Source organism: Lelliottia jeotgali (genome assembly GCF_977070485.1).
In genome coordinates this window covers 223,281-238,267 of sequence record NZ_CDRVFO010000005.1, presented here as the reverse complement: position 1 = coordinate 238,267, position 14,987 = coordinate 223,281, and the positions used below count along the sequence as shown (strand labels likewise).

2 protein-coding genes are annotated in these 14,987 nt (G+C 67.9%); both read left to right on the top strand.

Annotation, left to right across the window (positions count from 1 at the left end; all coding sequences use genetic code 11):
* Positions 1 to 31 precede the first annotated feature (31 nt).
* Complete coding sequence (locus tag ACW4TB_RS09835; protein WP_279932622.1) at positions 32 to 6,445, top strand: non-ribosomal peptide synthetase; 6,414 nt, start codon at positions 32 to 34, stop codon at positions 6,443 to 6,445.
* A complete protein-coding gene (locus ACW4TB_RS09830; protein WP_455828321.1) occupies positions 6,445 to 14,982 on the top strand; it encodes an amino acid adenylation domain-containing protein in 8,538 nt (2,845 codons plus the stop codon). Before ACW4TB_RS09835 ends, ACW4TB_RS09830 begins: the two co-directional genes overlap by 1 nt.
* Positions 14,983 to 14,987: the final 5 nt, after the last annotated feature.

The following is a 14,987-nucleotide window of genomic DNA, read 5'->3' as shown; positions in this document are numbered from 1 at the left end:
CGCTTAATTCTCCAGTGATGGCGAGACCGAGATGACACCCCAGAACCAATCCACCGATGACGCGCTGCTGGCCCTGCTCTGCGAGCTCGACGAAACCGCCGCTGCCCCTGCCGGCATCGTTGCCCACGGCGCCGACCACGCGCCGCTGTCGTTCGCCCAGGAACAGCTGTGGCTGCTCGATCAGCTCGACCCCAATGCCGCCACCTACAACCAGCCGCGCGCCTTTTTGCTCCAGGGCCCGCTGCAGGCGCAAGACCTGCAACAGGCACTGGACCGGGTCATCGACCGTCACGACATCCTGCGTACCCGCATCAACGAGGTGCAGGGCCAGCCACGCCAGCAGGTCGATCGCGCAGCGCGGCTGAACCTGCGCTGCGTCGACCTGCGCAGCCAACCACAGCACGTGCTGCGCGAGGCGCTGCACACCGAAGCCGCCACCCCGTTCGACCTCACCCAGGCCCCACTGCTGCGCGCCTGCCTGTACCAGCTGGGCGCTCAACGCCATGTGCTGGCCCTGACTAGCCACCACATCGTCAGTGATGCCTGGTCCAATCCGGTGCTGCTGCGCGACCTCTCGCAGGCCTACGCCAACGCCTGCGCCGGCAGTGACTGTCAGCTGCCTCGCCCAGCGGTGCAGTACCTGGACTTCGCCCACTGGCAGCGCGGCGTCTACCAGGCCAGCCCGGCCCACGAACGCGCCGCCAGCTACTGGCGCCAGTACCTGCAAGGTGGCCTGCAACGGCTGGAACTGCCCACCGATCACCCGCGCGACAGCCGCCCAGCCACCGCTGCCGGGACCTGCACCCTGGCGTTGCCCGCCGCGCTGTTCAGCCAGCTGCAGGCAGCCTGCCGGGCCAATGGCCTGACGCCGTTCATGGTGCTGCTGGCCGCTTGGCAACTGGTACTTGGCCGCCATGCCCGGCAGGAGGATTTCATCGTTGGTGTGCCCAATGCCGGGCGCACCCAGGAACAGGTACAGGACCTGATCGGCTTTTTCGTCAACAGCCAGATCCACCGGGCACGCCTGGACCCGCGCCAGTCCGTGGCCGGCCTGCTTGAGCAGGTGCGCAAGCACGCCCTGGCGTGCCTGGAACATGCCGACTATCCGCTTGAGCAAGCGCTTGCTGAACAACGCCAAGGCACCAACGGCGTACTGTTCCACTGCCTGTTCAACTGGACCAGCGACAATGCCGAGCAGCCCCCGGCCGGTTTCGCAGGTTTGCACATCGAGCCCTTGCCCAGTGCGCCGACTGCCGCCAAGTTCGACCTCAGCCTCAACGTTCAGGCGGGTCGCGAGCAGCTCGGCATCAGCCTCGACTACGATACCGCGCTGTTCGAGGCAGCCACCGCTGAGCGGCTGGGCGAGGACTGGCTGGCTATCCTCCAGGCCATGCTCGACCACCCCGAGTGCGCAATCGGTGAGCTTCATGCGCAACCTGCCTTGCAGCGTGAACAGTGGCTGGCGGCCGCACAGGGCCCCGCTGGCGATGCCCTCGACGGCCTGGCCGTGCACCAGCAGTTCGCACGCCTGGCGCGCAGCCACGGCGAGGCCGTTGCGCTGGTAGCCGGTGACACGCGCCTGAGCTACCGCGCCCTCGACAACGCCGCCGAGCACCTCGCCCGCCGGCTGCAAGCCGCCGGCATCCGCCCGGGCGAGCGAGTGGCGGTGGCCCTGGAGCGCGGCGCGCCGCTGATCGTCGCCTTGCTGGCCACCCTCAAGGCCGGCGCGGCGTATGTGCCGCTGGACCCCCAGTTCCCCGCCGAACGCCTGGCCTACATGCTTGAAGATTGCGGCGCCCCCCTGCTGCTGAGCCAGGCTTCGGTGCTGGCTGCCCTGCCAACGCCAGGCCAGCAGGTACTGCTGCTCGATGATTTCGACCTGCAGGCCTCGCACCAGCCCGAACCGGCCCTGGCCCTGGACTGCCCACCGCAGCAACTGGCCTACGTGCTCTATACCTCCGGCTCCACTGGCAACCCCAAGGGCGTGATGGTGCCCCATGGGGCACTGTCCAACTTCGTCGCGGCCATGGCCAAGGCCCCCGGCCTGCACCCGGGCCAGCGCCTGCTGAGCATCACCACCTGCTCCTTCGACATCTTCGGCCTGGAGCTGTACCTGCCGCTGTGCACCGGGGCGTGCATGGTGCTGGCCGACAAGCACACCGTGCAGGACCCGGCGGCAATCCTCGACCTGCTGATCAGCGAGCACATCGACGTGCTGCAGGCCACCCCGTCGACATGGCGCATGCTGCTCGACAATGACCCCGACCAACGCCTGCCTGCACTGACCGCGCTATGCGGCGGGGAGGCGCTCGGCGATGACCTGGCGGTAAGGCTGCTGGCCCGTTGCGCCGCGTTGTGGAACCTGTACGGCCCGACCGAGACCACCATCTGGTCGGCACGCCACGCACTGGCCCGCGCCAGCGCCCGCCCCGAACTGGGCCAGCCGATCGAGCGCACCGGCCTGTTACTGCTCGACGGCAACCTGCTGCCCAGCCCGCCGGGTGTACCGGCCGACCTGTACATCGGCGGCGACGGCCTGGCCCAGGGTTACCACCAGCGCCCCGGCCTGACCGCCGAACGCTTCGTGCCGCACCCCTATGGCAAGCCCGGCGAGCGCCTGTACCGCACCGGCGACCTGGCGCGCCGCCACGCCAGCGGTAGCCTGGACTTCCTTGGCCGGGTCGATCATCAGGTGAAGATCCGTGGCTTTCGCATCGAGCTGGGTGAGATCGAATCGGCCCTGCTCACCCTGGACGCGGTGCGCGAAGCCGCAGTGGTCGCCCGCGACGGCGTCGATGGCGCGCAACTGGTCGCCTATGTAGTACCCGCCAGCAGGCCCGCCGACATCCAGGCATTCACCGCACACTGCCTGGCGCCGCTACGTGAGCAACTGCCGGGCTACATGCTGCCAGCACGCCTGCACCTGTTGCAGGCCATGCCGCTGACACCTAACGGCAAGCTCGACCGCAAGGCCCTGCCGGTGGTCGACGAAAGCCCGGTGCAGGCTCGATACCTGGCGCCGACCACTGACCTGCAACGCCAGGTTGCGGCCACCTGGGCCGAGCTATTGAAGGCCGAACGTGTCGGGCTGGGTGATGATTTCTTCGCCTTGGGCGGGCATTCGCTGCTGGTGGCGCGAGCAGTCTCGCGCCTGCGCCATGAGCTGGCGCTTAACTTCCCCCTGCGCCTGCTGTTCGACCAGCCGCGCCTGGGCGACTTCTGCCAGGCCCTGGCGCAGCTGCAAAAGGCTACGCCGCTGGCCCTGCCGGTGCAGACCGCGCGCGACCAACTGCCGCTGTCTTACGCCCAGGAGCGCCAGTGGCTGCTGTGGAAGCTGGCCCCAGAGAGCAGTGCCTATCACATTCCCAGCGTGTTGCGCCTGCGCGGCCCGCTGGATGTCACCGCCCTGAGCCGAGCCTTCGACCAGCTGATCGCCCGCCATGAAGCGCTGCGCACCTGCTTCACCCTCGAAGGCGAAAGGCCGCGCCAGCACATCCTCGCCCCCTGGTCGCTGAACCTGCAGGGCCAGCCACTTGAAGAAAGCCAGTGCCAAGCCTTCATCGCAGGCCAGCTCGGCCAGCCCTTCGACCTGGCCAGCGGCCCGCTGCTGCGCGTAGGCCTGGCGCGCCTGGCGGCCGACGACCACGTGCTGGTGCTGGTGCAGCACCACATCGTCTCCGACGCCTGGTCGATGCAGGTGATGGTCCGCGAGCTGTGCGCGCTCTATCAAGGCCAAGCCTTGCCCGCACTGGCACTGCAATACGCCGACTTCGCTGCCTGGCAGCGTCGCTGGCTGGATGACGGCGAGCGCGAGCGCCAGTTGGCCTACTGGCGCACACGCCTGGCCGGCGAGCAACCGGTGCTCGAGCTGCCCTGCGATCACCCCCGTCGCGACAACGCCAAGCGCCCGGCAGCACGCTTGCATCTGGTATTGCCCACGGCACTGGGCGAAACCGTGCAACGCTTTGCCAGCGCGCACCAGGCGACAGTTCCGATGGTGCTGCTGGCTGCCTGGCAGGCCCTGCTGCACCGCTACACCGGCCAGCCGGACATCCGCATCGGTGTACCGGTGGCCAACCGTAACCGCCTGGAAACCGAGCAATTGATCGGCTTCTTCGTCAACACGCTGGTGCTGCGCGCCGAGTGCACCGCCGACCTGTCGTTTGCCGGGCTGCTGGCGCAGACCCGCCAGGCCATGGTCGAAGCCCAAGACCACCAGGACCTGCCCTACGAGCAACTGCTCGAAGCCCTGCTGCCCCAGCGCGGCCCGCAACAGGGCTTGTTCCAGGTGCTGTACAACCACCACCAGGCGGCCGATGCCGCGCCACTGGGTGCGCTGCGCCTGGAGGCACTGGACAGCCAGCCGCAGGAGGCCCAGTTCGACCTGGCGCTAAGCACGGCCCAGGGTGAACAGGGCCTCAGCGCCAGTTTTACCTACGACCGCACGCTGTTCGACGCCAGCACCCTGCAACGTCTGGCCAGGCACTGGCTGAACCTGCTCGAACAGGCCCTGGCCCAGCCAAGGCTGCCGCTCGCACGACTGGCCCTGATGGACCCGGCTGAACGCTTGCAGGTCCAGGACGCCTGGAACGGCGCGCCGGTCGCCCACCCACAAACGCAAGCGCTGGCCGCACGCATCGAAGCCCAGGCACAACGGCAGCCGCAGGCCGTTGCCCTGCGCTATCAGGGTCAGGCCTTGAGCTACGCCGAGCTCAACCAGCGCGCCAACCGCCTGGCACACCGCCTGATCGCGGCGGGCGTGGGCGCCGAGGTACCGGTGGGCCTGGCGGCCGAGCGCGGCTTCGCGATGATCGTCGGCTTGCTGGCCATCCTCAAGGCCGGCGGCGCCTACGTGCCGCTCGACCCCGCGCACCCGGCAGAGCGCCTGGCCTTCGTGGTCCGCGACAGCGGCATCAAGGTGCTGCTCGACCAGCCAGGCCTGCTCGCCGAACTGCCAGAGTACGACGGGCTGCTGCGCCTGAACCTGGAGGCCGGCTACGACGACCAGCCGGTGCACAATCCCGCGCCGCGCAGCAGCGTCGACAACCTCGCCTACATCATCTACACCTCCGGCTCCACCGGCCTGCCCAAAGGCACGCTGCTCAGCCAGCGCAATGTCCTGAGGCTGTTCAGCGCCTGCGATCGCTGGTTCCGCTTCGACCACAATGACGTCTGGACCCTGTTCCACTCCTTTGCCTTCGACTTTTCGGTGTGGGAGATCTTCGGTGCGCTCCTGCATGGAGGCCGCCTGGTGATCGTGCCGCAGGCCTTGAGCCGCGACCCGCAGGGCTTCCTGCAGCTGCTGGTGGACGAGCGTGTGAGCGTACTCAACCAGACACCTTCGGCATTCAAACCCCTGACCCAGGCCGCGTGCAGCGCCACCTCGGCAGACCTTGCCCTGCGCCTTGTGATCTTCGGCGGCGAAGCGCTCGACGTGGCTGCACTGCGCCCCTGGTTCGAGCGCTTCGGCGCACAGCGGCCACAACTGGTGAACATGTACGGCATCACCGAAACCACCGTGCACGTCACCTATCGACCGATTGGCCTGGCTGACCTGAACCGCACGGTGAGCCCGATCGGCGAACTGATCGACGACCTCAGCGGCTACCTGCTAGACGGCGAACTCGAGCCGGTTCCGGCGGGCTGCGTCGGCGAGCTGTACATCGGCCAGGCGGGCCTTGCCCGAGGCTACCTCAACCGCGCCGGGCTGAGCGCCACGCGTTTCATCGCCAACCCGTTCTCCACCCAGCCCGGCAGCCGCCTTTACCGCACCGGCGACCTGGCGCGCCGCCGTGGCGACGGCACCCTCGAATACATCGGGCGCATCGACCAACAGGTGAAGGTCCGCGGCTTCCGTATTGAACTGGGCGAAGTCGAGGCCAGCCTGCTGGCGCAGCCGGCGGTGGCGCAGGCAGTGGTGATTGCCGACCAGGGGCCCGCCGGCACCCGCCTGCTCGCCTACCTGGTGGCACATGAAGGCCAGGGCGGCGACACCGGCGCCCTGCGCGCCGCGCTCAAGGCGCAGCTCCCCGACTACATGGTGCCGGCCCATTGCATGTGGCTCGAACAGCTGCCCCTGACCGTCAACGGCAAACTCGACCGCAGTGCCCTGCCGGCACCGGCCGACAGCAACGCCCAACACACCTTCCGCCCCCCCCACACACCGTTGCAGGAGCAGTTGGCCGGCATCTGGCAACAGGTGCTCGGCGTGCAGGCCGTGGGCCTGGACGACGACTTCTTCGAGCTGGGCGGCCATTCGCTGCTGGTGATCAACGTCGTTTCGCGCATCCAGCTGGAGCTGGGCCGCGAGCTGACCCCTCAGGCCCTGTTCCAGCATCCGACCCTTCAAGCCCTGGCGCTTCACCTGGACACCACTACAACTGCGGTCGATGAAAACAAGCTCGACACCCTCGAAGCCTGGCTCGACGAAATGGAGGAACACTGATGGACAGCACTGCCGCTTCGAGAATTGCCAAGCGCTTTGTCCTGCTGCCGCTGGAAAAGCGCCGGCAGTACCTGTTGAAGATGCGCGAGGAAGGCCTGTCGGTGGCCAGCCTGCCGATCCCTCAGGTACGTGAAGCGTTCGACCGCCTGCCGTTGTCGTTCGCCCAGCAACGCCAATGGTTCCTCTGGCAGTTCGATCGCCAGGCCAGCGCCTATCACATCCCCTGCGCCCTGCGCCTGCGCGGCGCACTGGACGTGGCTGCGCTGCAGGCCAGCCTTGAGGCGCTGGTGCGCCGCCATGACAGCCTGCGCACGCGTTTCGTCGAAGACGAGCACGGCGTCGCGCAGCAGGTCGACAGCACCGTCGCGCTGGCACTGAAGCTCACCACGCTCGATGAACAGGCCGTACAGGCCCATATCCAGGCGCGGGTACGTGAACCTTTCGACCTGGCTTGCGGCCCATTACTGCGTGCCGAGTTGCTGCAACTGGGCAGCGATGACCATGTGCTGCTGCTGGTGCAGCACCACATCATCAGCGACGGCCGCTCGATGCAGGTGATGGTCAAGGAGCTGACCCACTGCTACGCCCGCTTCAGCCAGGGCCTGACCAGCCAGTTGCCAGAACCGCAGCTGCAGTACGCCGACTACGCCATCTGGCAACGCCACTGGATGGAAGCCGGCGAGCAAGAACGCCAGCTCGACTACTGGCGCCAGCGCCTGGGCAGCGAAGTGCCCGTGCTGGAGCTGCCGTTGGATCGGCCACGCCCGAGCGTGCAGCGGTTCGACGGTGCACGCCTGCCACTGGCCATTCCGCCGGCCCTGGCCCTGGCCGTGCGCCAACTGGCCCAGGCACGCCAGGTCACACCGTTCATGGTGCTGCTGGCCTCGTTCATGGCCCTGCTGCACCGCTATACCCGCCAGCAGGACATCCGCGTCGGCGTGCCCAGCGCCAACCGTAACCGAGTCGAGGCCGAAGACCTGATCGGCTTCTTCGTCAACACCTTGGTCATCGATGGCCAGTGCCAGCCAACCCTGTCCTTCGAGCAACTGCTCGACCAGGTCAAAACCACCACCTTGCAGGCCCAGGCCCACCAGGACCTGCCTTTCGAGCAACTGGTCGAGGCCTTGCAGCCGGAGCGCAACCTCAGCCACAACCCGTTGTTCCAGGTCATGTTCAACCATCAGGTCGGCGCGCCCCAGCCGAACGAAACGGCCCTCGGCCACGGCCTGGCCATCGAGCCGCTGCCACTGGCAGGCGAGACCGCGCAGCTGGACCTGACCCTCAATACCTTTGAGGACGCCCAGGGCCTGAGTGCGAGCCTGACCTACGCCACAGCCCTGTTCGACCATACGTCCATCCAACGCCTGGGTGACCACTGGCTGCGCCTGCTGGCGCAAGTGGTGCATGCCCCGCAGCAGGCGCTTGGCGAGGTGACACTGCTGGCCGATGAAGAACGCCAGCGCTTGCTCACCCAGTGGAACGCCACCACCCACGCCTACCCTGCCACGCCGTCGATCCATGCCTTGGTCGAAGCCCAGGCACGCCGCACACCCGATGCCACCGCACTGCTGTTCGGCGACACCCCGCTGAGCTACGCCCAGCTCAACCGTCAGGCCAACCGGCTGGCCCACGCCCTGATCGCCCAAGGTGTGCGCCAGGACACGCCGGTCGGCATCGCCGCCGAGCGCAGCCTGGAACTGGTGGTTGGCCTGCTGGCCATCCTCAAGGCCGGCGGCGCCTACGTGCCGCTGGACCCTGAATACCCCGCCGAGCGCCTGAGGTACATGGTCGAAGACAGTGGCATCAGCCTGCTGCTGACCCAGTCGCACCTGCGCGATCGCCTACCGCTGCCGCCCCGGCTGCCCGTGCTCCTGCTCGACCAGGCGCTGGCCGCGCAGCCCGAGCACGATCCGCAACTGCCGTGCGCGCCCGAGCAACTGGCCTACGTCATCTACACCTCTGGTTCCACCGGCCGGCCGAAAGGCGCGGGTAACAGCCACCAGGCCCTGGCCAACCGCCTGCAGTGGATGCAGGCGGCCTACGGCCTGGATGCCAGCGACACAGTGCTGCAGAAGACCCCCTTCAGCTTCGACGTGTCGGTGTGGGAGTTCTTCTGGCCGTTGATCACCGGCGCCCGCCTGGCCATCGCCGCGCCGGGTGACCATCGCGACCCCGCGCGCCTGGTACAACTGATTGTCCAGCATCAGGTCACCACCCTGCACTTTGTGCCCTCGATGCTGCAGGCCTTCCTGCTCGACGACCAGGTTGCCCGCTGCAGCAGCCTGCAGCGCATCGTCTGCAGTGGCGAAGCGCTGCCGGTGGAGGCGCAGCAGCAAGTGTTCGCGCAACTGCCGCAGGCCCGCCTGTACAACCTGTACGGCCCCACCGAAGCGGCCATCGACGTCACCCACTGGACCTGCCGTGACGAGGGCAAGACCGGCGTGCCGATTGGTAAACCGATCGCCAACCTGGCCTGCTGGATCCTCGATGCCGGCCTGCAGCCGCAACCTGCGGGCGTCATCGGTGAGCTGTACCTGGGCGGCGTGGGCCTTGCCCGCGGTTATCACCAGCGCCCGGCACTGACCGCCGAGCGTTTCGTTGCCTGCCCGTTCCAGCCTGGCGCGCGCATGTACCGCACCGGCGACCTGGCGCGCTACCGCGCTGACGGCGTGATCGAGTACTGCGGGCGCATCGACCACCAGGTGAAAATTCGCGGCCTGCGCATCGAACTCGGCGAGATCGAAGCGCGCCTGATGGAACAACCCACCATCCACGAGGCCGCCGTGCTGGCCGTGGACAACCAGCTGGTCGCCTACCTGGTGGCCAAGGCCGGCACACCGCTGCCGGAGCGCGAGCAACTGAGCCAGGCACTGCTGGCCCACCTGCCCGACTACATGGTGCCCAACCAGTGGTTGTTCCTGCAGCGCATGCCGCTGAGCCCCAATGGCAAACTCGACCGCAAGGCCCTGCCCGCCCCGGGGCTGGCGCAGGCCCAGGCCAGCTACAGCGCCGCCGAAGATGAACTGCAGGCACGCCTGGTGCAGGTCTGGCAGCGGGTGCTCAAGCGTGAGCACGTGGGCATTGATGACAACTTCTTCGAGCTGGGCGGCGACTCGATCGTGTCCATCCAACTGGTGAGCCAGGCTCGACGCGACGGCCTGCACTTCACCCCCAAAGACCTGTTCAGCCACCAGACCGTGCGCACTCTGGCCCAAGTCACCCTGACCCAGGCCGAACCGGCCGAGGCCGCATACCTGCCGGCCAGCGGTCGCAGCCTGCTACTGCCGATGCAACAGCAGTTCTTCGCCCGGGCCGTGCCACAGGCGCAGCGCTGGAACCAGTCGGTGATGCTCAAGGCCAACCAGGCGCTGGCCCCGGCCCATGTGCGCCAGGCACTCGCTGCGCTGCTGGCCACCCACGATGCCTTGCGCCTGCGCTTTAGCCAGGTGCAAGGCGAGTGGCAGGCACGCTTCGCCCCGCACGTGCCAGACGACGACGTGCTCTGGCTGTTCGAGCCAAGCCAGGGCGACAGCTGGCAGGGCCTGTGCGACCGCGCTCAGGGCAGCCTCGACCTGGCCCAAGGCCCGTTGCTGCGCGCAGTGCAGGGGGTGGTCGACGGTGAGCAGCGCCTGCTGCTGGTGATCCACCACCTGGCCGTTGACGGTGTGTCCTGGCGCATCCTGCTTGAAGACCTCCAAAGTGCCTATTCCCAGGCGGCTGCCGGCCAGGCCTGCGCGCTGCCACCGCGTACCCTGTCGGTGCAGGACTGGGCCCTGCGCCTGCAAGCCCACGCACAGAGCCCGGCCGGGGAGCAGGAAGCCGCCTTCTGGCAACGCCAGTGCGCCGATATCGACAGCACGCTGCCGGTGATCGATGCCGACGCTACGCTGCGCCTGTGCGACAGCCGCAGCGTCACCACCCATCTGGATGCCGCGACCACCACGCGCCTGCTCAAGGATTGCCCGGCCGCCTACCGCACGCAGATCAACGACCTGCTGCTGGCCGCCCTCGCCCGCGTGCTGCAACGCTGGACCGGCGCCGGTGACCATCTGGTGGAACTCGAAGGCCATGGCCGCGAAGCCTTCGCCGACTTCGAGGCCGACCTGACCCGCAGCGTCGGCTGGCTGACCAGCCTCTACCCGGCCCGCATCAGCGCCGGCAGCTCGCTGGCCGAAGCGATCATGCTGACCAAGGAACAATTGCGCGCCCTGCCGGGCAAAGGTGCTTTCTTCGGTGCCCTGCGCAGCTTCGCCAGCCCGGCAATACGTGAGGCCCTGGCCGCGCTGCCCGCTGCGCGTATCACCTTCAACTACCTGGGCCAGTTCGACAGTGGCAACGACGATGCCGCCACGCTGATGCGGCCGATCCCGGCAGACAAAGGCCGCGAACACAGCGCCGATGCACCGCTGCAGAACTGGCTGGCACTCAATGGCCAGGTGTTCGACGGCGAGCTGCGGTTGAACTGGAGCTTCAGCCAGCGGATGTTCGAGCCGGCTCAACTGCAGCGCCTGGCCGATGACTACGCCGCCGAGTTGCGCGAGGTCGTGGCCCTGTGCGGCCAGGGCGTACGCCGGAGCCTGACCCCTTCGGACGTGCCGCTGGCCCGCCTGAGCCAGGACCAACTGGCCCTGTTGCCCTTCGCCTGCGACCAGGTCGAGGACATCTACCCGCTGTCCACCGTGCAGCAGGGCATGCTGTTCCACACCCAGGATGCCGGTGCCGGGGACTTCTACATCAACCAGACCAGCGTCGAGGTCCAAGGCCTGGAGGCGCCGCGTTTCATCGCCGCCTGGGGCCGGTTGGTGGAGCGCCACGAGATGCTGCGCAGTGCCTTCTGGCAGGCGCCGCAGCTGAGCGAGCCACTGCAGGTGGTGCTGCGCCAGGGCCAGCTCGACGCCCGGGAGCTGGACTGGCGTGGCCAGGCCGTCGAGCCGGCGCGCCTGACCGCCGCCGCCGAAGCCGAGCGCCGCCGCCCGTTCGACCTGCTCGCCCCGCCCCTGCTGCGCCTGTTGCTGGTGCGCCTGGATGACGAGCGCCACCAACTGATCCTGACCAGCCACCACATCCTCATGGATGGCTGGAGCCAGTCACGCCTGCTCGGTGAACTGTTCCAGTGCTACGCCGGCCAGCCGTTGCCGGCTCAGCAAGGCCGCTACAGCGACTACATCCGCTGGCTGCAGGCGCCGGCGCAACAGGCCAGCGAAGCCTTCTGGCGGCCACGCCTGGCCGAGCTGCAGGCCCCCACCCAGCTGGCCGGTGCGGCCGGCAGCCGCAGCGCCCAGGAAGGCCACGGCGCGCTCTACCTGCACTGGGACGAGCAGCGCACCAACTGGCTGCGCGAGCAGGCCCAGCGCCTGCGCGTTACCCCCAACACCCTGGTGCAGGCTGCCTGGGTGCTGCTGTTGCAACGTTACACCGGCCAACAGACCGTGTGCTTCGGCGCCACCGTGTCCGGTCGCCCGGCCAGCCTCCCGGGTGCCGACAGCCTGCTGGGGCTGTTCATCAACACCTTGCCGATCATCCAGGCCCCGCACCCGGCACAACCGGTGCAGGACTGGTTGCAACAGTTGCAGACCTGCAACCTGGAAGTACGCGACCATGAGCACACGCCGCTGGTGGACATCCAGCGCTGGGCCCAGAGCAACGGCCAGGCGCTGTTCGACAGCATCATCGTGTTCGAGAACTACCCCATCGATGAACGCCTGCAATCGGCCGGTGCCGCCGGCCTGCGTTTCGGCGAAGCGCAACTGCGCGACGTCACCAACTACCCGATGGACTTGGCGGTGCACCTCAATACCCGTCTGCGTATCGAGTTCCTCTACCGCCTGGATCATTTCCAGGCGCAGCAGGTGGAGGCCATCCGCAGCCACTTCGAAGCCTTGCTCGAACGCCTGCTGAGCCACCCCGAAGCGGCAGTCGGCACGCTCGGCCTGCTCGACACCGTCGTGCAGCCACACGCACAGCCCTGCGATACAGCACAGCATGACCTGGCCAGCCTGATCGGCCGTCATGCCCAGGAGCGTGCAGACCAGGTGGCAGTGCGCTGCGACGGGGTGCAACTGACCTACGGCCAATTGGAAGAGCAGGCCAACCGCCTGGCCTGGACCCTGCTCGAACGCGGTATCGGGCGCGAGGACCGGGTGGGCATCGCCCTGGACCGCTCGGTGCGCACCATCGTTGCCTTCTACGCGGTGATGAAGGCTGGCGCGGCCTATGTGCCGCTGGACATCGATTACCCCGCCGAACGCCTGCAGTGGATCATCGGCGACGCCGACGTGGCCCTGTTGCTGACCGACAGCGTTATCGGCGAGCGCCTGGGCATCGCCCCGGAGCGCCGCCTGGACCTGGACCGGTGCGAGCTGTCCGCGCAGCGTCACGCGCCGCAACAGCAGACGCTGGACGATCAGCTCAGCTACATGATCTACACCTCCGGCTCCACCGGTAACCCCAAGGGCGTGGCCGTGGCCCGAGGCCCGCTGCGCATGCACTGCCAGGCGATCATCGAACGCTATGAAATGGGCCCGTCGACCCGCGAACTGCTGTTCATGTCGTTCGCCTTCGACGGTGCCCAGGAGCGCTGGCTGTCGACCCTGATCAGCGGGGGCTTGCTGGTGGTGCGTGGCAACACCCTGTGGACCCCGCAGCAGACCTGGGACGTGCTGCATGCCGAGGCCATCAGCATCGCCTGCTTCCCGCCGGCCTACCTGCAGCAACTGGCCGAATATGGCCAGGCCCAACCAGCCCCGCCCCCCGTGCGCATCTATTGCTTCGGCGGCGATGCAGTGGCCGATGCCAACTTCGAGCAGGTCAAGCAGGTACTCAAACCGCAGTACCTCACCAACGGCTACGGCCCTACCGAAACCGTGGTCACCCCGCTGCTGTGGAAGGTGCCGGTGACGGCGCGCTGCGAAGCGGTGTATGCCCCCATTGGCGTGGCCGTGGGCAAGCGCACGCTGTATGTACTGGATGATTGCCTCAACCCGCTGCCGGCAGGCCTGGCCGGCGAGCTGTACATCGGTGGCGAGGGCCTTGCCCGTGGCTATCACCGCCGCCCGGGGCTGAGTGCCGAGCGCTTCGTCGCCGACCCGTTCAGCGCCACTGGCGGGCGCCTGTACCGCACCGGCGACCTGGTACGCCAGCGCCCGGACGGGGTGTTCGACTACCTCGGGCGTTTGGACAATCAGGTGAAGGTCCGCGGTTTTCGCATCGAACTGGGTGAGATCGAGGCGCGCCTGCGCGATATCGCCAACGTGCTCGATGCCGTGGTGGTGGCGCGCGAGGGTGCGAACGGTAAGCAGCTGGTCGGTTACGTGGTACGTGGCGACGGCGAGCGGGCTGTCACCCCGCTGCTCGAGTACCTGCGCCAGGTACTGCCGGACTACATGGTACCGGCGCAACTGATGGTGCTCGATGCCTTGCCGCTGACCCCCAATGGCAAGGTCGATCGCCGCGCACTGCCCGAGCCTCTCATGTGCGAACGCCAGTACCAGGCACCGGCGGATGACCGCCAGCGTGCGCTGGCGGCGATATGGGCCGATGTGTTGGGCCTGGAGCAGGTTGGGGTGAGTGATCATTTCTTCGAACTGGGGGGCGATTCACTGAGTGTGCTCAAGGTGCTCTCGCGCTTGCGCAACCAACCGCAACTGGGCCTGAACCTGAAGCTGCGCGACCTGATCGCCCGCCCGACCATCGCCGAACTGTGCCCGGCCGAGGCGCGCGAGCAAACGGCACTCGACCCACTGCTGCTGCTCAACCGCAAGGTCGAACGCCAGGCACCGCTGTTCTGCATGCATGCGGGCTTCGGCACGGTGTTCGACTACCGCGCACTGGCTCAGCAGCTGGACGGCGTTTGCAGTGTCTATGGCCTGCAGAACCGCATGCTGCTCGACCGCCAGTGGCAAGACGAGTCGCTCGAAGCCATGGCCATCGACTACGCCCAGTACATCCGCCAGAAGCAGCCCCAAGGCCCCTACCGCCTGCTGGGCTGGTCGCTGGGTGGCACCCTGGCGCTACTGGTGGCCCGCGAGCTGGAGAGCCAGGGCCAGCAGATCGACCTGCTTGGTCTGGTTGACCCGTATGTACCGGGTGAGCCAGGTGCGGCCCTGGACGAAGACTGCGGCGGCGACCTGCGCGCTTTCCTCGCCGTGGTCAGTGGCCGCCCGGCCGACAGCCTGCCGCTGTTCCCGGTAGCGGCCAATGCCGATGCCACGCAGCTGCAGGCACTGATCGAGCGGAGCCTGGGCACAGAGGCCATGGACGACCTGCAAAGCAGCGAGGAGCTGGCGCGTACGTTTACCGTCGCCATGACCCTCAAGGCCCTGTCGCTGCAAGTGCACGCCCTGCCTGCGGTACGCGCCAGCCTGGACTGCTGGTGGGCACAGAGCAGCGAACCGGGCGTCTGCCAGGCCTTCGAAGCGCACCACGCGATCCACTCCAGCCAGCGCCTGGCCGCAGATCACTACGCCATCGTCAGCCATGGTGCACTGCTCGAAACCGTGCTTCACCGCCTGCAGCCGGTGGCCGCACCAACCCTGTGAGCCTG

Excerpts from the sequence above, each read along its gene's own strand:
- ACW4TB_RS09835 (WP_279932622.1), top strand. The coding sequence starts at position 32 with ATGACACCCCAGAACCAATCCACCGATGACGCGCTGCTGGCCCTGCTC.
- ACW4TB_RS09830 (WP_455828321.1), top strand. The coding sequence starts at position 6,445 with ATGGACAGCACTGCCGCTTCGAGAATTGCCAAGCGCTTTGTCCTGCTG.